Annotated in this window: 23 protein-coding genes, 1 tRNA gene and 1 riboswitch; of the genes, 18 read left to right on the top strand and 6 right to left on the bottom strand. The window is 64.4% G+C overall.

Features of this window, described 5'->3' with window-relative positions:
• The first annotated feature begins 62 nt into the window (after window positions 1-62).
• From aroC to priA, 4 genes are read left to right on the top strand one after another with little or no spacing between them, the layout of a single operon-like run.
• Window positions 63-1,235, top strand: coding sequence for a chorismate synthase (gene aroC / locus VIG32_01800; protein ID HEY8296743.1), 1,173 nt, complete (start codon window positions 63-65; stop codon window positions 1,233-1,235).
• A complete protein-coding gene (locus VIG32_01795) occupies window positions 1,232-1,756 on the top strand; it encodes a shikimate kinase (GenBank protein HEY8296742.1) in 525 nt (174 codons plus the stop codon). Before aroC ends, VIG32_01795 begins: the two co-directional genes overlap by 4 nt.
• Window positions 1,753-2,835, top strand: coding sequence for a 3-dehydroquinate synthase family protein (locus VIG32_01790; protein HEY8296741.1), 1,083 nt, complete (start codon window positions 1,753-1,755; stop codon window positions 2,833-2,835). The genes VIG32_01795 and VIG32_01790 overlap by 4 nt, the downstream gene beginning before the upstream one ends.
• A 14-nt stretch (window positions 2,836-2,849) precedes the next feature.
• Window positions 2,850-5,219: a primosomal protein N' gene (gene priA / locus VIG32_01785; protein ID HEY8296740.1), complete on the top strand. Its 2,370-nt coding sequence runs from the start codon at window positions 2,850-2,852 to the stop codon at window positions 5,217-5,219.
• Here the strand turns inward: priA and VIG32_01780 are convergent, their stop codons facing one another.
• The 3 genes from VIG32_01780 to rsgA form a co-directional block, all read right to left on the bottom strand.
• Window positions 5,220-6,476, bottom strand: coding sequence for a threonine/serine exporter family protein (locus tag VIG32_01780; protein ID HEY8296739.1), 1,257 nt, complete (start codon window positions 6,474-6,476; stop codon window positions 5,220-5,222).
• 71 nt (window positions 6,477-6,547) lie between these two features.
• Entirely contained in the window at window positions 6,548-6,865 is a 318-nt protein-coding gene (gene rpsT / locus VIG32_01775) for a 30S ribosomal protein S20 (protein HEY8296738.1), read from the bottom strand.
• Between the two features lie 68 nt (window positions 6,866-6,933).
• A complete protein-coding gene (rsgA, locus tag VIG32_01770; GenBank protein HEY8296737.1) occupies window positions 6,934-7,815 on the bottom strand; it encodes a ribosome small subunit-dependent GTPase A in 882 nt (293 codons plus the stop codon).
• Between the two features lie 42 nt (window positions 7,816-7,857).
• Between rsgA and VIG32_01765 the strand changes: the two genes are divergently transcribed.
• The 8 genes from VIG32_01765 (at window position 7,858) to VIG32_01730 (ending at window position 13,735) form a co-directional block, all read left to right on the top strand.
• A complete protein-coding gene (locus VIG32_01765; protein ID HEY8296736.1) occupies window positions 7,858-8,406 on the top strand; it encodes a hypothetical protein in 549 nt (182 codons plus the stop codon).
• Complete coding sequence (cdaA, locus tag VIG32_01760) at window positions 8,390-9,289, top strand: diadenylate cyclase CdaA (GenBank protein HEY8296735.1); 900 nt, start codon at window positions 8,390-8,392, stop codon at window positions 9,287-9,289. The genes VIG32_01765 and cdaA overlap by 17 nt, the downstream gene beginning before the upstream one ends.
• Entirely contained in the window at window positions 9,255-9,944 is a 690-nt protein-coding gene (locus VIG32_01755; GenBank protein HEY8296734.1) for a hypothetical protein, read from the top strand. Before cdaA ends, VIG32_01755 begins: the two co-directional genes overlap by 35 nt.
• Window positions 9,945-9,947: 3 nt before the next feature.
• Window positions 9,948-11,312, top strand: a complete 1,365-nt coding sequence (gene glmM, locus VIG32_01750; protein ID HEY8296733.1) for a phosphoglucosamine mutase — start codon at window positions 9,948-9,950, stop codon at window positions 11,310-11,312.
• 102 nt (window positions 11,313-11,414) lie between these two features.
• Window positions 11,415-11,550, top strand: a riboswitch (cyclic di-AMP (ydaO/yuaA leader).
• A 5-nt stretch (window positions 11,551-11,555) separates the two neighbouring features.
• A complete protein-coding gene (locus VIG32_01745; protein HEY8296732.1) occupies window positions 11,556-12,191 on the top strand; it encodes a C40 family peptidase in 636 nt (211 codons plus the stop codon).
• Window positions 12,192-12,337: 146 nt separating this feature from the next.
• Window positions 12,338-12,571, top strand: a complete 234-nt coding sequence (locus VIG32_01740; protein HEY8296731.1) for a hypothetical protein — start codon at window positions 12,338-12,340, stop codon at window positions 12,569-12,571.
• 20 nt (window positions 12,572-12,591) lie between these two features.
• A tRNA-Gln gene (locus VIG32_01735) sits at window positions 12,592-12,663 on the top strand.
• A gap of 124 nt (window positions 12,664-12,787) precedes the next feature.
• Window positions 12,788-13,735, top strand: a complete 948-nt coding sequence (locus VIG32_01730) for a hypothetical protein (protein HEY8296730.1) — start codon at window positions 12,788-12,790, stop codon at window positions 13,733-13,735.
• Here the strand turns inward: VIG32_01730 and VIG32_01725 are convergent.
• Window positions 13,732-14,088, bottom strand: a complete 357-nt coding sequence (locus VIG32_01725) for a DUF6496 domain-containing protein (protein ID HEY8296729.1) — start codon at window positions 14,086-14,088, stop codon at window positions 13,732-13,734. The two genes, VIG32_01730 and VIG32_01725, sit on opposite strands and share 4 nt — an antisense overlap.
• Window positions 14,089-14,135: 47 nt before the next feature.
• Here VIG32_01725 and VIG32_01720 point away from each other — a divergent pair, with 47 nt between their 5' ends.
• Window positions 14,136-14,501, top strand: a complete 366-nt coding sequence (locus tag VIG32_01720) for a nuclear transport factor 2 family protein (GenBank protein ID HEY8296728.1) — start codon at window positions 14,136-14,138, stop codon at window positions 14,499-14,501.
• Window positions 14,502-14,526: 25 nt separating this feature from the next.
• Complete coding sequence (locus VIG32_01715) at window positions 14,527-14,901, top strand: STAS domain-containing protein (GenBank protein HEY8296727.1); 375 nt, start codon at window positions 14,527-14,529, stop codon at window positions 14,899-14,901.
• Here the strand turns inward: VIG32_01715 and VIG32_01710 are convergent.
• Window positions 14,874-16,196 (bottom strand): heterodisulfide reductase-related iron-sulfur binding cluster, encoded by a 1,323-nt coding sequence (locus VIG32_01710; protein ID HEY8296726.1) that lies wholly within the window; start codon window positions 16,194-16,196, stop codon window positions 14,874-14,876. The genes VIG32_01715 and VIG32_01710 overlap by 28 nt on opposite strands.
• 90 nt (window positions 16,197-16,286) lie before the next feature.
• On the opposite strand from VIG32_01710, the gene VIG32_01705 reads away from it, so the two are divergent.
• The 4 genes from VIG32_01705 (at window position 16,287) to VIG32_01690 (ending at window position 19,907) form a co-directional block, all read left to right on the top strand.
• On the top strand, window positions 16,287-17,378 hold the full coding sequence (locus VIG32_01705; protein HEY8296725.1) for an Ldh family oxidoreductase: 1,092 nt from the start codon (window positions 16,287-16,289) through the stop codon (window positions 17,376-17,378).
• Between the two features lie 9 nt (window positions 17,379-17,387).
• Window positions 17,388-17,828: a hypothetical protein gene (locus tag VIG32_01700; protein ID HEY8296724.1), complete on the top strand. Its 441-nt coding sequence runs from the start codon at window positions 17,388-17,390 to the stop codon at window positions 17,826-17,828.
• Window positions 17,743-18,687, top strand: coding sequence for a hypothetical protein (locus VIG32_01695; GenBank protein ID HEY8296723.1), 945 nt, complete (start codon window positions 17,743-17,745; stop codon window positions 18,685-18,687). Before VIG32_01700 ends, VIG32_01695 begins: the two co-directional genes overlap by 86 nt.
• 161 nt (window positions 18,688-18,848) lie before the next feature.
• Window positions 18,849-19,907 carry a plastocyanin/azurin family copper-binding protein gene (locus VIG32_01690; GenBank protein HEY8296722.1) on the top strand — a complete coding sequence of 353 codons (1,059 nt, stop codon included), beginning with the start codon at window positions 18,849-18,851 and terminating at the stop codon, window positions 19,905-19,907.
• Window positions 19,908-19,913: 6 nt separating this feature from the next.
• Here the strand turns inward: VIG32_01690 and VIG32_01685 are convergent.
• A partial coding sequence (locus VIG32_01685; protein ID HEY8296721.1) for an ArsB/NhaD family transporter occupies window positions 19,914-20,262 on the bottom strand: 349 nt, incomplete at its 5' end.

Raw genomic sequence — 20,262 nt, 5'->3', positions numbered from 1 at the left:
CATAATCGTTATTTTACATAAGGTTTACAAAAGGCCGCGGCATGGCGCGAGTTTAAACCTACGTGGTGTTCAGATATCTAACGGCCGGCGAGTCGCACGGCCCGGCCCTCGTCGGAATCCTCGACGGCATCCCGGCGCGCTTGGCGCTCGATGCCGAGGCGATCAATCAAACGCTGGCGCGGCGGCAAGGCGGCTATGGCCGAGGCGGCCGCATGAAAATCGAGCGCGACGAGGTTGAGTTTCTCGCCGGCGTGCGCGGCTCGCAGACGCTGGGCTCCCCCATCGCCGTCGCCATTCGGAATCGGGATTTCGAGAACGTGCGCGCGCTGATGGATCCGCTCACCGGCGCCGGCAAACCGCTCACCAATCCGCGCCCCGGCCACGCCGACTACGCGGGTGCGCTAAAATACCGCCAGACCGACCTGCGCAATGTTCTGGAACGCGCGAGCGCGCGCGAGACGGCGATGCGCGTCTGCTTGGGCGCGATCTGCGGACAGCTGCTCGATGCGCTCGGCATCACGACGCGCTCGTACGTGCACCGCATCGGTGCGGTCGAGGCAGCCGATGTGGACGAGTTTTCGCAAGACGACGTGGAGGCGAGCGACGTGCGCTGCGCCGACCAGGCGGCGGAAGCGCGCATGATCGCGGCGATCGACGAGGCGAAGGCCGCCGGCGACACGCTCGGCGGGCAATATATCGTGCGCGTCGATGGGATGCCGGTCGGCATCGGCAGCAACCGGCAGCCCGACCAGCGCCTGGATGGACTCCTTGCGGGCGCGCTGATGGCGATGCAGACCGTGAAGGCCGTCGAGGTCGGCCTCGGGGCCGACGTCGCCTCGCGGCCGGGCTCCGCGGCGCACGACACCTTTGGCCTGGCCGGCGGCGAGATCGTGCGGGGCAGCAATCGCGCGGGCGGCATCGAGGGCGGCATGAGTAACGGGCAGCCAATCGTGCTGCGCGTCTCGGTCAAACCGATTCCTACCCTTATGAAGGCGCTGCCATCGGTAAACCTGCACACCCAGACCGACGCGCCGGCGAGCATCGTTCGCAGCGATGTCTGCGTGGTGCCGGCCGCCGCCATCGTGGGCGAGGCGATGGTTCGGCTCGCGCTCGTCGCACCGGTACTCGAAAAGTACGGCGGCGATTCGATCGAGGAGACGCGCGAGAACCTGCGACGCAGCAGCGAAGCCGCGTTGGCGTTATTCGGTTCTATGGCATCGAAGGAGAGGTCATGAGAAGACACATCGCGCTCACTGGATTCATGGCCGCAGGCAAGTCCACGATCGGCAAGAAGCTCGCGCGCAAACTCAAAGTCGCGTTCTTCGATGTCGACGACTTGGTCGTCGAGCGGCAAGGGGCGATTAGCGACATCTTTTACGCGCAAGGTGAGGCGGCGTTTCGCCGCTACGAGCACGATGCGATCGAGCACGTCATCGAAGATGAGGAACCGGGCGTCATCGCGCTTGGCGGCGGGGCGGTTACGAACGACGATAACCTCAAACTGCTCAAGAAGCGCACCTACCGCGTCTTCATCAAGGTGCCGCCCGAACAGATCGTGGGACGCCTGCGTCGCAGCCCGCGCATTCGCCCGCTTCTGGGGCCGACGCCGTCGCTGCAGAAGATCAAGGAACTCTACGCCGCGCGCCTGCCAAAATACGCGCACGCCGATCTGGTGGTTGAAGCCGACGACATGACCACGGCGCAGATCGTGGACCACATCGTTACGTGGGTCCACAAAAAGAACATCGAGCTGTGATCGATTCGACCCTCGTCAACGACGATTTGGGCTATCCGATCGTCGTTGGCGAGTCGATCCGAGCGTCGTTACGCGAGTTCGTTCGCGATGCACCGATCGATCGCTGTATCGTGCTCTGCGATGCGAACCTCGCGAGTTACGCGCGGGCGCTCACGCGCGGACTTCCCGGGCGGATCGCCGTGCTCGCGTTTCCGCTCGGTGAGAAACGCAAGCGGCTCTCGACGCTCGAAGACGTGCTCGACGCGCTCGTGCGCGCCGGTGCCGATCGCACGACGACGATCGTGGGCGTCGGCGGCGGCGTTGCGAGCGATCTCTTCGGCTTCGCCGCGGCGGTCTATATGCGTGGGGTTCCGTACCTGCACGTTGCAACCTCGCTCGTCGCCATGGTCGATGCGGCGATCGGCGGCAAGAACGGCGTCGATCTCGTCGCGGGCAAGAATCTTGCGGGCACCTTTGCGGATCCGTTGGCGGTCTTTGCCGACGTCGGTGCGCTGCGAACGCTGCCGTATCGCAATCTGCGCGAGGGCCTGGCCGAAGTCGTCAAACACGGTGTGATCGAAGGGCACGATCTGTTCGAAGCGCTCGAAGTGCTGGCGCCGCACCCGTTCCACAAATGGCCGTGGGAGACGCTGGTCTACGATGCCATCAAGGTTAAAACGATGGTGGTGAGCGACGATCGAACCGAGCGCGGTGCGCGCGAAACGCTCAATCTCGGACACACCTTCGGTCACGCGATCGAGCGCGCGAGCGCCTACCGCGTCACGCACGGCGCCGGCGTCGCGATCGGCCTGCGCGCGGCAGGCCTGCTCGCGATGCGACTGGGCCGCTACGGCGAAGACGATCATCTGCGCGTCTTAGCGCTGCTCGCGCTGTTGAACCTTCCGATGCGCACGCGCGAGCTGCCGGACGACGTCTTCGCTGCGATGTCGTCGGATAAAAAACGGCGTAACGGAACGCTGCGGTTCGTGGTCCCCAACGCGATCGGCGACGTAGAATACGGCGTGCTCGCGCCACCCGCGACGGTTCGCGGCGTTCTGGCTCGCTGCACGCAGCTGCCCGGAGCGCGCGAATTCCACTAGTCCGGCGCGTCGAGGTGCTGGCGACGATCCGCTCGTCGCGCTTCGATCTTCCGCTTAGCTACGATGCCCGCGATGTGGACCTGCACGTCGGCGACGTGGTGCGAGTACCGCTCGGCTCGCGCGAAGTGCTGGCTTTCGTGCTCTGCGAGCCGGAGAGCGTCGAGAGCGAATCGCCGCTGCGCGCCGTGCTCGAACGCAGCACAGCGCCGCGCGCGTTTACGCCAACGGGCCTGGCGCTCGCAACGTTCGTTTCGGAGCACTACGTCTGCACGCTGAGCGAGGCGCTTTCGGCGGTGGTGCTTGGGGGCGCGGTTCCGCGCATGCTCGATACCTTCGTGCGAACGATAGCGCAACCGAATCGGCAGCGCTATCCGTCGGTTCCGGGTCGATTCGTTTCGCTGATCTGGGAGGAACTTGCCGACGGGTTCGGGCTCGAAGCGCTGCTGCGTCATCCCGACGCGCGCCGCACGGGGGATCGCGCTACGTTGCTTCGCCATTTGAGCGCGCTCGTGCGCAGCGGCGAGCTTCGGCGCGAACGGCGGTTCGTGGAACCGCGCACCCACGAGTATCGCATCAAAGTGCTGCAGCCGGGAACGGTCGCCATCAAGGGCCCGAAGGCGCTGGCGCTCGCCGAGTTCGTACGCGCGAATCCGGGCGCGCCGCGCGCGGACGCGCTGCTCGCCGGATTTTCCGCCGCCATCATCGCGCGCGCGATCAAAGCCGGCGCGATTGGAGAAGAAGAGCTGGCGCCCGCGCGCTCCTCGGCGCGGCGGCCACTCGCACCCGCCAATCTGCAGGCGACGGGCGAGCAGCGCGCGGCGATCGATCGCCTCGTGGAGCATCTCGATCGGCGGGCGTTTCACGAGACGCTGCTCCACGGCATCACCGGCAGTGGAAAAACGTTCGTGTATATCGAGGCCATTCGGCACGTGGTCGAGCGCGGCGGCCGCGCGATCGTGCTCGTGCCGGAGATTTCGCTCACGCCGCAGACGGCGCGTCGATTCGAGACCGTCTTCGGGGAACGCGTCGCCATCCTGCATTCGGCACTCTCCGAGCGCGAACGGTACGATGCGTGGCAGGCGTGCGCGAACGGCGACGTCGACGTGGTGGTCGGCGCGCGCAGCGCGGTCTTCGCCCCGCTTTCAAACGTGCGGTTGCTGGTCGTCGACGAAGCGCACGAGAGCACGTACAAGCAGGAGAGCTCACCGCGCTACCACGCCGTGCGCGTCGCGCGCGAACGCATGCGCATCGAAGGCGGCGTACTCGTTCTCGGCAGCGCCACGCCGTCGCTCGAGAGCTACGCACGGGCAATCGACGGCCGCATCGAACTGCTCGAATTGCGCGAGCGCGCCACCAGGCAGGCGTTGCCCGCAGTACGCGTCGTCGATATGGCGCGCGAGTTCGAGGCCGGGAATCGCCGGATCTTCAGCACGCCGCTCGCGCAGGCGCTCGCCGACCGGCTCGAACGTAAGGAAAAGGTGGTGCTCTTCGTCAACCGCCGCGGCAGCGCGGGCTTCATGCTCTGTCGCGCGTGCGGATACGTTCCCGAATGCGAACGCTGCAGCGTGTCGTTGACGGTGCATCGCTCCGAGGGACTGCTGCGCTGTCACTACTGCGACGCGCAGCGGCCGATTCCGGCCGCGTGCCCCGTCTGCAAACAGCGGACGATCCGCGAGTTCGGCGTCGGCACGGAGAAGGTCGCGGAAGAAGTTGCCCGCCTCTATCCCGCGGCGCGCGTCGTGCGGATGGATAGCGACACCACGACGCGCATCGGCGATCACGCGCGGCTGCTCGATGCGTTCGGCGACGACGGCGACGTGCTCGTCGGCACCCAGATGGTCGCGAAGGGCTTGGATTTTCCGACCGTGACGCTCGTCGGCGTGATTGCGGCCGATATCGGCTTGCACGCGGCGGAGTTTCGCGCGTCGGAGCGCACCTTCGATCTCGTGACCCAGGTCTGCGGACGCAGCGGCCGTGCGCGGCCCGGCGAGGCGATCGTGCAAACGTACTCGGCCTCGCACCCGGCGATTCTCCATGCCGCCGCTCACGATTACGCCGGCTTCGCGCGGCGCGAACTCGACGAACGGAGCGAACTCGGATATCCGCCGGCACGCGATCTCGTCTACCTCGGCATCATCGGGCGCTCGCGCCCCGCGGCGCTCGCGCAAGCGCAAACCTACGCGCGGACGCTCGAAGCGACGGGCGCCGGTGAGGTGCTGGGTCCCGCGCCGTACCCGATCGCGCGGCTCAACAACGAATGGCGCTTTCGCATCGCGTTCAAGGGCGACGACGGCGCGCGGCTGCGCTCCGCGATTCGCGAGTTCGTGTTGCCGCTCGCGCGCGTCGAGCGCGCTACCCGGCTCGCCGTGAACGTCGATCCGTGATCAGGCGCGATGGCGCTGGAAGCGCAGCGTGCTCGCCGGAACGATCAGTTGCGAGAGCAACAGACCGGCCACGATGAGAATGCCGACGACGATCGCGTTAAACGCAAGCGTCGCGGCATCGTCGTATTTGGCGGAGAAGATGTAGAGCACGCTGCGATAGCTCAGCGATCCGGGGACCAGCACGTGCAGCGCGGGTACCAAAAAGACCGGTTGCGGAACGCGTAAGAAACGCGCGCCGAGATTGGCGACTAAGCCGCAGATAAAGGCCGACATGAACGCGCCGACTTGGTGAATCGGAAGATCGCCGAAGACGTGCGAGGACGCGAGCGCCACGAAACACGCGAGAAAGACCCACACGACGTCGCGCCGGCGCGCGTTGAGATCGATCGAGAGTCCGATCGACATGATGACGGCTGCGGCGATCCAGAAGGTCGAGCGCACCGGATGCGGCACGATCTGCGCGGCATCCAGAAAGTGCGGGCCGACGACGGCAAAACCCAGCAGCGCTCCGCACCCGAGCGAGAGCAAAATCATCAGCACCCGGCCTAGGCGCGCCGTTCCCGCAATCAAGTCTTGGTTGGCGAGTTCGTGAAGTGCGAGCGTGAGCGAATACCCAGGCAACAGCACGACGACGCCGGCGACGATCGAGATGTACAGGTTCGTCGGAGCGACCCAGTGCGTGTAGGCAGCGACGATCAGCGTGCCGGTAAACGCGGCGATGACTTCGAAGAGGCGATCGACGACGGCGAAGCGCCGCCCGAAAGCCGAGATGATGCCGGTTACCGCGCCGATGAGCGCGGCGACGACGAGTTCGTTCACGCCGCCGCCCAGAATAACGGCCACGCCGAAGGCAACCATCGCGAGGGATGCGATCGAAAGCAGCGGGAACGGCAGCGGCGTCCGCCGATCGATGTGCCGCAATTGCTCGGTCGCGGCCGCGATATCGATCTTTCCGCTTTGAAGCTGATCGAACGTATCGTTGATGACCGCAAGGCGGCGCAGATTAACGGCGCCCGGCTGCAGGCGCAGCATAACGATCTGCTGCGCGTAGCGCGGGCCGATCGCGATCTGCACGTTCGTCGGCAGCGCGAAAATCTCGATCTGCAAGCCCAGCATGTCGGCCGCCGACGTAATCGTCTCTTCGAGCTGATCCGATGCGACGCCGGCGCGGTGGAGTTCGCGCGCGAGCAGGGTGATCAGGACCGCCTTCGGGTCGTCTTGAATCGCTGAGACCGTGCGAGAACGCTCGTCGCTCACGCGAGTGAGTATTTCACCCCAAACGAAAAAAGCCGCCCGTGAGGGCGGCCTTTTGCAATTCGTCGTCGGGCTTACTTGCCGGTTTTCTTTTTCGCGGCCGGTTTGCTCGTTTTTTTCTTTCCCGAACGCGCGCTCTTTACCGGCGCCGCTGCCGAGGTTTTCACGGCTTTGGCTAGGCGCGATTTCTTGCGCGCCGCCTTGTTCGGGTGGATGATACCTTTTTGCGCGGCTTTATCGAACTGCGATTCGACCGACGTGGTCAGCTCCGCATCTTGGGTATGCGCGGCCTTCTTGTACAACGTCTTGAGACGCGACTTCACATCGAGATTTCGCTTGGTTCGTTTTTCGCTCTGCCGCACCCACTTTACGGCGGCCTTAATATTCGGCAACGGTTCTACTCCTTGGCTCTAGGGCACGAGGCGCAGTATAGCATACCTGCCCGGACGGGGTCTAGTCTCTAGCTTGCCGTCTCCAAAATCTTCTGGAAGCTGGCATACCGACTCTGGGCGATTCGGCCGTCGGCGACGGCGGCCTGCACGCCGCAGTCGGGCTCGTGCGAATGGCTGCAATCGGTGAAGCGGCAGTGCGTGGCGGGCTCGGCCATCTCGCGAAAGCCCCCAACGAGTTCTTGGGCGCCGATCGCGCCCAGCCCGAACTCCGCGACGCCCGGGCTATCTATAAGGAAGCCGTCGTCGAGACGATAGAGGCGTGAAGCCGAGGTAGTCTGGCGGCCGAGGCCGCGCCGCGAGAGGTCGCCGACCACGGCCTGCCCTCCCAGCGCGCGAAAGATCGAGCTCTTGCCCACGCCGGAGACGCCGCACAAGAGGGCGTGCCGCCCTTGCAGGTAGGCGCGAAGCCCGTCGATACCTTCACCGCTCTTCGGATTGACGACCGTGACGGTGTAGCCGAGTCCTTCGTACAGCTCCGCCAGCGCGGCGCGTGCGGGCTGGGCGGCCAGATCGGGTTTGGTGAAGATCACGATCGCTTCGATGCTCTGCAACTCGCCGAATGCCAGAAGCTGGTCGAGCGTGGTGAGGCGAGGCGGAGGATCGGCAAGGGCCGTGACGGTGATCATCGCATCGACGTTGGCCGCCATGGTCTTCGCCCGCCCGTCGACCGTGCGGCGTTCGAGCGTGAAGCTTCGCGGTTCTACGCGTTCGACGAGCGCCTTGTCGTCTTCGAGAAGTTTCACGAAGACTGCGTCGCCGGGCGCGAGCATCGAGCGTTTGCCGCTCATGCGCTTGAGCTGCGCGACGCGGGGGACGTTCTCGGTATCGAGTACCACCCAGGCAGCGTTTTTTCCGACCGAGACCACGCGCGCTCGATGAGTTTCGTTCATTCGCAAGAGTGGCCGTACCGCACGGCTAAAGGTGAGCCTATCGTGGGTTGGGCCCGTACGCTTCGCGTCGATGCGCCGTTGGACGAGCAGAATCGTACCGGCCTGGCCGCCGCATTGCGCGAAGCCGGCGCCGCCATCGTGTTCGGGCCCTCATCTTCGCTGCCGCGAACGTACGCGCTGCTCGAAGCCGGCGACGACATCGACCCCGACGCGCTGATCGAGCGCATTCCCGGAGGCCGGCTGTACGACGAAGCAATCATCGCTCTTGCAATTGAACCATCGCCGGTAGATGCCTTGCGCGCCTGCGAATCGGCTCTCGGCGGACGGGGACGGCCGGCCGGCATCGCGGGTTGCGATCGCTTCGAGTCCACGCTCGTTCTGGAGGTACGCCCGAGCGTAACGCCGTTCGCGCTCGTATCAACGATTTTGGATATCGAACTGCGGCGAACCGGCGGCACTCGCCGCACGCAATTACTCTCGCCGCTGCCGCTGAACGTCACCGCCCGCATCGCCGCGGACGGCTTACAGGCTCCGGAGATCGCCGCCGATCGCGTTCTGGAGGCGTTGCTCGCCCGTGCAGACGCTCAATAACCTCCTCCATACCTTAGGCGTAACCGACGCGCTCGATATCGTTGCGACCAGCGTGTTGATTTATTACGTGCTGCTGATCATACGCGGCACGCGCGCCGTGCAGATTCTCACCGGCGTTTTGGTGCTCGTCGGATTGCTCGGCATCGCCAAACTGTTGAATCTGCTGCTGTTGGGTTCGATCTTGCAAGTGATCGTGGTCGGCGCGGCGGTCACGCTCCCGATCGTCTTCCAACCCGAATTGCGGCGCGCGCTCGAGCAGATCGGCCGCGGCTGGTTCTTTCGAAGTTCGAGCGAACGCGAGCGCGTCCGCCCCGAAGACAAGTCGATCGTGATGATCGCGAAAGCGGCGTTTCTGCTCTCGCGCAACCGGTTGGGCGCGCTCATCGTTATCGAGCAGGCGACCGGCCTTAAGGAGTTTGTCGAGAGCGGCACGACGCTTAACGCCGAACTCTCCGCCGAGCTGCTGCTCTCGCTCTTCGTGCCGCGCTCGCCGCTGCACGACGGCGCCGTCATCGTGCGCGAGAACATCATCGAGGCCGCGGGGTGTTTCTTGCCGCTCGCCGAGCAGTCGCTGACCGAACGGCGCATCGGAACCCGCCATCGCGCCGCGCTCGGACTCGCGGAGCAGACCGATGCCGTCATCGTCGTCGTCTCGGAAGAGAGCGGAAATATCGCGGTCGCGCGCGAGGGCAAACTCTCGCGAGCGATCGAAGAGGAGACGCGTCTGGTCAAAGTGCTGCTCGCTTCGACGCGCCCTCCGCGAGTGGGCCCGCGGCTGCGCGGCAACGATCTCGTGACGCAATTCGCATCGCGCCTAACGCCCCAACAGCGCCGCTCGCAAGAAAAACATGTTACAGATCATCCGTCGGAACTTCGCACTTAAGGTCCTCTCGCTCACCCTCGCAATCATCGGGTGGGCGTATTTCCGCTACGCGAGCAACCCGCTCTTGGCCGCGCGCGCCGACCAGCAGCTCAGCGTCCCGATCTCGGTCATCAACGTTCCGGTCGGCTACGTCGCGCACGTTGCCGATAAAGAAGCGATCGTCGCCATTTCGCCGCAGAGCGGGCAGGCCCAGGTCAAGCCGGACGAGATTAAAGCGGTGGTGGACTTATCGAAGACCGTCGCGCCGGTAGCGGCGGATACCGTGGTGACCGTACCGGTCACGCCGGTGGCGCCCAACGTCGTCCTGCAGTCGCTCAGTCCGGCGTCGGTAACGGTAACGATCGAGAAGATCGAACAGAAGAACGTTCCGCTAGCCGTACATTATAGCGAGCAGCAGCAATCGACCGTCGTCGTGCGCGGCCAAGTGACCCTCACGCCCTCGAGTGCGATGGTTCGCGGAGCGGCCGACGCGCTCGCGCAAGTTGCGGGCGTACGGGTCGACGTCCCGCTGCCCGCCGACGCCTCCCCGCTCGACGAAATGATCCGTCCGGTGCCGGTGGACTCGTTGGGTCGCGACGTGAGCGGCCTGCAAGTCTCGCCCGATCTCGTTCGGGTGGAAGCGCACTTTACCAGTGGAACGGGAGCGAAGGACTAAACGATGGGCCGCATCTTTGGAACCGATGGCGTGCGCGGTGTCGCCAACACCGATCTCACGCCCGAACTCGCCTTCGCCATCGGACGGGCGGGCGCGACGGTGCTCGCGCACACCAGCGACCGGCATCGCCCCATCATCCTGGGGCGCGATACGCGCCTCTCGGGAACGATGCTCGAAGGCGCGATCGTTGCGGGCATTACCTCGGTCGGGCGCGACGTCGTCTCGATCGGGATCGTGCCATCGCCGGCGGTGGCCACCGTTACGGTGCGCACGCAAGCGGCGGCGGGCGTGATGATCAGTGCGTCGCACAATCCGATCGCCGACAACGGCATCAAGTTTTTCGGCCCCGACGGCTTTAAACTCTCGGATGCAATCGAAGACGAGATCGAGTCCTTAATCGGCTCGAGCGACCTGCCGCGCCCGACCGGGACGGAGATCGGAACCGCGCGTTTGGCGCAGAATCTGGCCAAACACTACTACGACGAGCTCTACGAGCGCGCGGCGGATCTCAACGGGCTCACCGTCGTCGTCGACGGTGCGTTTGGCGCGGCCTACGCGATCGCTCCCTACGCGCTCAAAAAACTCGGAGCGGTCGTCCACGAACTCCATTGCGAAAACGACGGCGCGCGAATCAATGTCGATTGCGGTGCGACCAACCTGGCGCAGGTACGCGACCGGGTGCGCGAACTCGCCGCGCTCGGCAACGGACACGTTCTGGGAGTCGGGTTCGACGGCGACGCGGACCGGGCGATGTTCGTGGACGAAACGGGAACGGCGCTCGACGGGGATCACGTGATGTTCGTGCTCGGTCGCGCGCTGCACGCACGCGGCGAACTGCCGGGCGACGCGATCGTGGGCACCGTGATGAGCAACATCGGCCTCGAGCGGGCACTCGCGCCCTACGGGGTTCGGCTGCTGCGCGCTCCGGTCGGCGACCGATACGTTCTCGAGCAGATGCGCGCGGGCGGGTACCTTTTAGGCGGCGAGCAATCGGGTCACATCATCAACCTGCACAACAACACGACCGGCGACGGCCCGATGACCGCGATCGCGCTCTTTAGCGAGGTGGTTCGCAGCGGCAAAACGCTCCACGAACTTTGCGCCGAGATGGTGGTCTATCCGCAGATCCTCGTCAACGTCAAAACGGCGCGCAAAGACGTGCTGCAGTCGCCGTCGATCCGCCGCGCGGTCGAAGATGCCCAGGCCCTGCTGGCGGGCACGGGCCGGCTCCTGATCCGCCCGTCGGGGACGGAGCCGCTGATCCGCGTGATGATCGAGGGTGAGAACCTCGAGACCATTTCGGCGCTCGCGAACGATCTGGCCGCGAAGATTGCCGCAGCTGCGACTTCCCCGGCAGCCTCTGGTTAGAAAGTCCCAAAAGCTCTTAATCTCGGGGAGGGGAATAGCCGATATGGTCTAAAGGGTGGACCGAGCGCTGACGGTACCCATACCGCAGCGCATCTAAACCTGCCATAGGAATCACTGAATCCGGGCGCCGTCCGGAGCGGGGGACATACAGGTAGGGGTGAATGAGCCGGTCGGCTCTAGGGCGATCTTTCACGTCCGAACCCGTCAACTAACCCCGCAAGTGTTTGAAAGAGGAGCAGCTTTTTGCGTTATCTACTAGTTACCGGGGCGTTGGCATTTCTGCTGGGCGGCACGAGCGTCGCCGCACTCGCCTCCCCCGTAACCCATCACCACCACGCCGTATCCGCCTCGCAGCATTCCCTCCCGTTCGCCGCGGCGATCAGCCCGGACGTGGCCCAGTGGACCGCCACCGAGTCGGAGACCCACGAGGGAGCGACCGCCCACCACCGCATCGCGGCCCACCACGACATGAACAAGTTTGCGAGCCGGATTCTGGCTCGTACCTCCACCATCGCTAAAAGCTTGACCCGCAGTGCGTTGCGCTTTTTGGGCACGCCGTATGTCTTCGGCGGGACCAGCACGTCGGGCTTTGACTGCTCGGGCTACGTTCAGCACGTTTTTGCCATGATGGGTGTGAGCATTCCACGCACGGCGGACGCCCAATTCTACGCCGGGCATAAGCCCGTCGGCGGAATGCGCCCCGGCGACTTGGTGTTCTTTCAGACCTACGAACCCGGCCCATCCCACGTGGGCATCTACCTCGGACACGGGCGTTTCGTTCATGCCAGTTCGAGTCACGGCGTTATGGTCAGCAGTCTGAGCGATTCGTACTGGGGACCGAAATTCATCGGCGCGAAGCGTCTGATCGCATCGCGGTAGATCCAGAACGCGCCGCAGCCGAACAACGGCGCGCGGCGCTCGGCTACCTCGCCTGGCCGGCGGCGCTCTACGAACGGCTCGTAGAGCGGGAAGCCAAATCCAGTTGGTTCGAGTTTCATACGCGGCAAGCACTCGGGTTTGGCCTTATGGTCAGCCTGGTTTGGCTCGTCGCGCTGGTGTGGCCGCTCGCGGCTTCGCTGCTCCTGGGAAACCTCACCGCGACCCTCGCGATCTACGCCCTCGCGCTGTGCATCGACGTTGCGCTCTTCGTCTTATGGCTGGTCCGCGCGGTCGCGTATAGTAAACGAGCCGCGCGCGGCGAAACCTTCGAAATCCCGATCGTCGCCGCGTGGAACAGGAGAGTCGGCGCAAAACGATAATCAGGTTCGCCGCGAACTATTGGGGTGTCGCCAAGCGGTAAGGCAGCGGGCTTTGAATCCGCCATTCGTTGGTTCGAATCCAGCCACCCCAGTATTCCCCCTTTGTCATCCTGAGCTTGTCGAAGGACGGAGCCTGTCGAAGGACGGAGCCTGTCGAAGGACGTGGTTCGGCTCTCGCACCATGACTAATCTTCGTTTGTGGCAAAGACGCGCGAAGTGAATTCGAAGACGCTTCATATCACGAACGGCGACTCGGCGTTGTACCTGTGGAAGAAGGCCGGGTTACTCGGAACCCACGTGGCGTGGCGCGATATGCTGCACGATGGTCCGGTGCTCGGGGATCGTCCCCTCGAAGCGATGTCGGTTATTCGCGCGTCGTTCTTGGCGCACGAAGGCTACGGCAACGCGATTCGAATCAACCGCGAATTCGAGCGGCGAGACGCCGCGATGCGAAAAGCCGCCGAGTTCGACGAAGTCGTGCTGTGGTTCGAACACGATCTCTACGATCAACTGCAACTCTTACAGATTCTCTCGGTCGTGCGCGAGATGGGCCTTGGAGCCGGAACCGTGCAGCTCATCAACTCCGAACACTATCTCGGAACGCTAACGACCGACGAGGCGCTCGCGCTGCTGCCGAAACGACGTTCGCTGACGTCCGCCGTCGCGGCCGGAGCGCACCGTGCGTGGCTCGCGTTTACCGGTTCGGATCCGGCGGCGCTTCGCGCGGCGTGTGACGAAACCTACCCCGGATTGCCGTTCATGCAATCCGGGCTGCAACGGCTTTGCGAAGAGTTTCCCGCAGTCGAGAACGGCCTCTCACGCACCCAGCGGCAAATCCTCGAAGCCGTCGCGCAGGGCGCGCGCGATGACGACGAAGTGTTCAAACGCTCGCAGGGGCGCGAAGATGCGGCGTTCCTAGGCGAGGCGGCCTGCTTGAAGAAGCTCGCCGAGCTTCGCGCGGATCCGGCACCGCTCGTCGCTCAACTCGAAGACGGCTACGTGCCCACGGTCCTCGGCCGGCGCGTGCTCGCGGGTGACGCGGACTGGCTCGAATTCCAACCGCTCGAGCGCTATATCGGCGGCATGCATCTCGAAACGACGCACCACTGGCGTTGGGATGAAGAGGCCCGCACGTTCGTCGAACGCGCGGGCGCTACGCTCTAACGGTCCTTAGGATTTGCAACTTTGTCGCCTTCTTTGCGGGCCTCGGAAAGCCCGATCGCAATGGCTTGTTTGCGACTCGTGACGCGTTTACCCGAGCCTCCAGAGCGTAATTTCCCCGCCTTCATTTCGCGAACCGCAGTCTCGACTTTCTTGCCGGCCTTGCGCGAGTATTTTCGCGTCGAGGCTTTCTTGCGCGTCGTTTTCTTCCGGCCGGTCGTCTTCTTACGAGAGGTCGTCTTCTTACGAGCGGTCGTCTTCTTACGCGGCGCCGCCTTCTTGCGGGTCGTTTTCTTGCGGGTCGTTTTCTTACGAGTCGCTTTCTTGCGGGTAGCTTTCTTGCGAGTTGCTGCCATACGTCCCCCTTCTATGTTGGCGTGCCGGAGAGGAATCTTGGCAATACGTGTACCCAATTGAGACCCAACGTATGACGTTCGAGCAACTGATCGAGGCCCTCATCGACGCGTGGCGTACCGGCGACGCTCATCGTGCTTGCGCGTTCTTCGCGCCGGATGGGGTTTATCACGAGGCCGGACGCGAGCCGATTGTGGGCCGTGAGGCAATCTACGCGCATTTCGCGCGGTTTTTCCGGGACGGACCGCTCTGGCGATTCGAGGTCGACGATGTGGTCGTGCAAGGTGAGCGTGCTGCCGTGGGCTACCGGTTTGCGGTCAAAGGCACTGCCGACGCGTGGCGCGAACGCGCGGGATGTGCCATAGTCCATCGCCTAGACGGGTCGATCGGCTTCTGGCGCGAGTACCAAGCTTGACTGCTTCCTTGGAGAACGCCAACCGATGACTCACGATCAGCTTTCCATCGATATCAAATCGGAACGCAATGGCGACGCGCTCGTCTTTACGTTGCGCGGAAGTCTAGACTTGGCGACCGCGCCGTCGGTCCGAGCCGCTCTGCTCGAGGCCGCCGACGATAACAAACACGAGATTATCGTGGACCTTACGCACGTGGAGTTTCTCGACTCGACCGGTCTTGGAGCGCTCATCGGCGCACATCGCCGGGCGCTTGAAAAAAGCGGCCGGGTCGCGCTCGTGATCGCCGACGGTCCGATCGCGCGACTGCTCAATATTACCGGACTCATGCGCGTCTTCGGCGTCTACCACTCCGTCGCGGCAGCGTTGAAGGATCAGGATCGCGTCGCGGCCGCGCTGTAAGCGGCGTACGATTCGTCGATCAACTCGACGACGTGCTTGATCGCCATCTCACTACCGGCCTCCCGCAGGCCGGTTTCCATTTGTAGGGCGCAGCCGGGATTCGCCGTCGCGCAGATCTCGGCGTTCGTCGCGGTGGCGTTGGCGATTTTCCGGTGCCGCAAACGGCCGGCCATCTCGGGCTCGGTCACGTTGTAGATCCCGGCGCTGCCGCAGCAGACGCTGCTCTCGGCCATCTCGATCAATTGCAATCCCGGAATTCGCGCGAGCAGGCGCCGCGGAGCCGCCGTAATCCGTTGGGCGTGGGCCAGATGACACGGCTCTTGATACGTGATCGTGCGGTCGATGCGTCCGAGTCGCGGATCGATGCCGACGGCATCGAGCAATTCGAGAATGTCGCGAACGCGAGTCGAGAATGCGGCCGCGCGCGACGCCCACCGTGCGTCCTCCGCAAAGAGCGTTCCATATTCTTTGAGCGCCGATCCGCAGCCGGCGGCGTTGACGACGTAGAAATCCGCGCCCGAGGCTTCGAACGCGGCGATGTTGCGCTTTGCGAGTTCGCGTCCGAACTCGATGTCGCCGGCGTGGACGCCGATGGCGCCGCAACATCCTTGCGCCGCCGGAATCACGACGCTGCAGCCGGCGCGACCCAGAACGCGGACGCTTGCTTCGTTGACCTGCGCGAAAGCAACGTGCATCACGCAGCCCACGTGAAAAAAGACCGTGCATTTTGCGTTCGCAACCGGAAACGATTGTCCGCGGGCTGCAAACGGACGGTCGGAGATCGTGGGCGCGAACCGCTCGGCTTCCGCCAGGCCGAGCAATCGGAGCGCGCCGCTGGCGCGAACGAGCGAGCGGAGGCCGGAGCGCTGGTAGAAGCGCAGAAGCGCGGCGAACGCGCGCATCGTAGCGGGTCGCGAAAAAAGCACGCGCAACCCGAACCAGCGCAGCAAGCGAATCGACGGCGATCGCGTGGGGCTTTGAGCGCGGTCGATCTGCGCGCGCGCGGTCTCGATGAGTTGGCCGTAGCGCACCCCGGAGGGGCAGACGGCCTCGCACGCCCGGCAATCCAAGCACTCGGACATCTGATGCACGAAGCCGGGCGAGAGCAGGTCGAGGTGCCCCTCGGCAACGCTTTTGATGAGACTAATCCTGCCGCGCGGCCCTGAGGTTTCTGTCATAGTCTCTAGGTAGGTCGGGCAGGTAGGCAGGCAGAGCCCGCAGCGTACGCACTGGTCGTAGATGGCGGCCGACGGAGAGTCGGTGCCGGTGAAGCCGTGAAGCGGCGCCTCGATCATAGCGGCGACGTTCGCTTCTGAAAATGCTGAAGCATTTTGGGATGTCCGATCCGAATACACCCTACTTCATCTTGCGGAGGTTCTAGAGACTTGCCCGAAGCCGTCACGACCGACTATCACCTTTCGACCGAACAGAAGCTCAAAGATTTCGTTCGCGCCGCGCTCGCGAAGGTCGAAGTGGCGCCGGAGCAGGCCGCCGTCGTCGGAGACGTGCTGGTCGCCGCCGATCTGCGCGGAATCGAGTCGCACGGCGTCGCGCGCTTAGAGTCGTACTACGTCAGCCGCATTCGCGGCGGCAAGCTCGCAGCGAAACCGAACTACGAGATCGTACGCGAGACCGAGACCTCGGTTCTCTACGACGCCGGCAACGGACTCGGCCATCCCGTGGGTAAGCTCGCGATGCAGAACGTTCTGGAGAAGGCCCGCAAGCACGGCGCGGCCTTCGGCGCGGTTCGCAATTCGAATCATTTCGGTATCGCCGGTTACTACGCCATGATGGCGCTCGAACACGACATGATCGGCATGGCGTCGACCAATTCGGTGCGCTACGGCGCGCCGACGTTCGGCAAGAGCGTGATGCTGGGTACCAATCCGCTAGCGTACGCCATTCCCACCGGGAACGAGCCGGCATTCGTGCTGGACTTCGCGACGACGACCGTGCCGAAGGGCAAGCTCGAAGTGTACAAGCGCAAGGGAAAACCGTTGAACTCCGGCTGGGCGATCGACGAGCACGGCGAGATGACGACCGATCCTGATGAGGCGTTGCGTGGTGCGCTGCTTCCATTGGGCGGGTTCGGTACCGATAATGGCGGCCACAAAGGCTACGGACTCGGCATGCTGGTCGACATCCTCTGCGGCGTTCTTTCGGGCGGCGCGTTCGGCAACGGCTTGCCGCTGGTCAAGGATACGATGGAGGGCGCGATCTCGCATTGGTTCGGTGCGTTTCGCGTAGACGGCTTTCGCGACGTCGATGCGTTCAAAGCCGATATGGATAAAGAACTGCGCGCTTTCAAAGATAGCCAAAAAGTCCGCGGAGCGGATCGCATCTACGTGGCCGGCGAGATCGAATTCGAAAAGGCGGCTTACCACCGCGAGACCGGCGTTCCCGTGCACGTAAAAGTCTGGGACGGTTTGCAGAAGCTCGCCGGCGAGTTGGACATTCCGTTCGACTTGGCGCGGTAGGGGCGGCCGTTGCACGACCCGCTTTGGGGCATGGTTCACGTCAACGTCGCGTCGCCGGCCGGTGCCTGTACCGTCGGCAACGCGTCGTTCTTTCGGTATATCGTGCGCCTGGCTGAGGCCGAACTCACGCTGCGATCGGAGGATCGCGAAGCGCTCGAGATGCTGGCCGCCATCCCGCACGCCTTTTTCGACGAAGACGTGCAGTCGGGGCGCGGCTGGCGCATCGTGCCGCCCGCATCGCTCGACGATTGGCCGGTTCTAGAATCGACGCCCCAACGATTGCGCGCCGCCTTGCAAATCGCGCGGCGCGTCCTCTGGGAGAATGCCGCGCCGGTCGGCGTAAGCGCACGCGAGATCGTCTCGATTGAAGAAGAACTCGATCGCGTGCTGGTCGTTCTGCAGCGCGCCGAAGCGGCGGGAGTCTCCGTCAACGTCAGCTACGTTAGTTAGCGAATTCCGGCTCGCGGGCCCGTCCGGCGAGCCGGTTTCGTTCGCGCGCACGCTGCGATCGCATGGGTGCGCGGATCTCGCGCCGGCAGTCATCGACGGCGAGCATCGCTGGTATCGAACCGCAATCCGCGTAGCGGACCGCATCCGCACGATCGAAATGCGCGAACGTAACGGCCTGCTCCGTATCGAATCGCCGTCGAAACTCAGCGCTCGAGAGGCTTCGGAGATCGAAGCGGCCGTGCGGCGAATGTTCCGGCTCGACGAGGACTTTCACGCGTTTTATGCCGCGGTTAAAGACGACGCGCGACTCGGCTGGGTCGTCGCCGGTGCGGGGCGCATGATGGCCAGTCCCACCGTGTTCGAGGACGTCGTAAAGACGATCTGCACGACGAATTGCGCCTGGTCGGGAACGATTCGCATGGTCGGCGCGCTCGTACGCGAGCTCGGCGGCGGCGCCTTTCCAACGCCGTTGCAGATGTCAAAGGCGCCGGAAGCGTTCTATCGCGACGTCGCGCGCGCCGGATATCGCGGTGCCTACCTGCGCGAACTCGCGCGGATGGTCGCGCGGCGCGAACTCGACCTCGAGGCGCTGCGGCCAAACGGCGGTGCGACCGACGCCGAGGTAGAAGAAGTGCTGCTCGCGTTGCCGGGCGTCGGTCCGTATGCGTGCGCGCACGTAATGATGCTGCTGGGGCGCTATCGTCGACTCGTGCTCGATTCGTGGACGCGACCCACCTATCTCGCGATCGCCGGCAAGAAACGCAGTTCGGACCGCTCCATCGAGCGCGCCTTCAACACATACGGAGCGTTCGCCGGCCTCGCGTTCTGGTTATACGTCACGCGCGGTTGGCTGCCGTGAATTTCTTGGGGACCGGCGCGTCGCGGGAGGCGGCGGTTTAAATCTATCCGGGTGGGGCCGGGACCAAGGCCTCTGGCTCGTTGGGTGCCGCGGGTTTAAACTCACGCGGTGGCGCGGTTTTCGCGCCCGGTCCTGTAGCGAGATTGGAGCGTAGAGAGAAGATGAAGACACCACGTCTGTTTTCAGTATGGGCCTGCGCGTTGGCACTTGCGGGCTCGTTGACGGCCTGCGGCGGAGGCGGCGGCCAGGCGAGCTTGCCGCAGAGCGCCTCGCCGCTCGGTGCCGGCGCGCAAGGCGTCGGGAACACCGGCACGACGGGGGGCAGGAGCACGCGCGCCACCGCTTGGGACGTGGACGCCGGCGGCCAACAGGCGGACCAGGCGCTCCAAGCGTTGGATTTCTTCGACGAAAACATCACGATCGATGCCGGCGACAGCGTGACCTGGAACACCGATCCGGCGAACGCCGAACCGCATACCGTCACGTTCCTTGGCCCCGTGACCAAGCCGCCCGCTCCGGGAAATCCGCTCAACGCGAATCCGGCCGGCGGATCGTCCTACGACGGCACGGTCTTTACGAATTCGGGCTTTCTCGCGATGGGCGCGACATACACGCTAACGTTTCCCAAGGCCGGAACCTATGCGTATTTGTGTCTGCTCCACCAGCCGGTGATGACCGGCATCGTTACCGTGCAGCCGGCGGGCACGAAATATCCGCACTCGCGTTCGTTCTACCTCAATGAAGGTCGGATGGCTCTCGACCAGACGCTGCAAAACGCAAAAAACTCCGTCGCGCTGTTCCCTTATGCCAACGGCGGAACGCATCTGGCTGCGGGCATCGCACCGGGCCTGGCAATGGGTCCCCCGTCGAACGCAACCGTATTGCGCTTCATCGATAGCACGACGTTTGCGCCTACGACGAGCCACACATCCGTCTTGACGGTCGCGCTCGGATCGACCCTCACGTGGACGAACCTCACGCTGAACGAACCGCATACCGTCACGTTCGTGCCGCAGGGGCAACCGGTGCCGGGAAATCCATTCTCGCCGCCGACCGGGCCGCCGTCCGGACAAACCTACGACGGCACGGCGCTCGTAAACTCAGGCGTCCTGGCCCCGGGCCAATCGTTCAGCCTCACGTTCACCAAGCGCGGCGTCTATACGTACCGGTGTCTGTTCCACGACGCATCCGGCATGATCGATACCGTCGTCGTCAACTAGAAACGCCTAACGAACGAGTAACAGGGTCACGAGCGCGCTTGGCAGCAGCACGCAGGCGCCGACCTTGAGAAATTGCAGCGGCGTCACGACGACGCCGCTGCGGCGCAGCGCGATGAGCCAGAGCAGCGTTGCAAGCGATCCGGTCACGGAGAGATTCGGACCGAGATCGACCGCGACGAGCGCGGCGTGAGCCAGATGCGGCGCGACCGGAACCGCCGAGAGCGCGTAGCCCGTTACGACGGCGATCGGCAGATTGTTCAGCAGATTGCACCCAAGGGAAACGACGGCGCCTACGAGCAGATTGCCGGCACTGGGAGCGAGCGTTTCGGCATGATGCAAAAAGCCGCGCGCGAGC

The sequence above is a fragment of the Candidatus Baltobacteraceae bacterium genome, from assembly GCA_036559195.1.
Lineage (GTDB): Bacteria > Vulcanimicrobiota > Vulcanimicrobiia > Vulcanimicrobiales > Vulcanimicrobiaceae > JALYTZ01.
The sequence above is the reverse complement of the archived record's forward strand: the minus strand, read 5'-3'. Positions and strand labels throughout refer to the sequence as shown.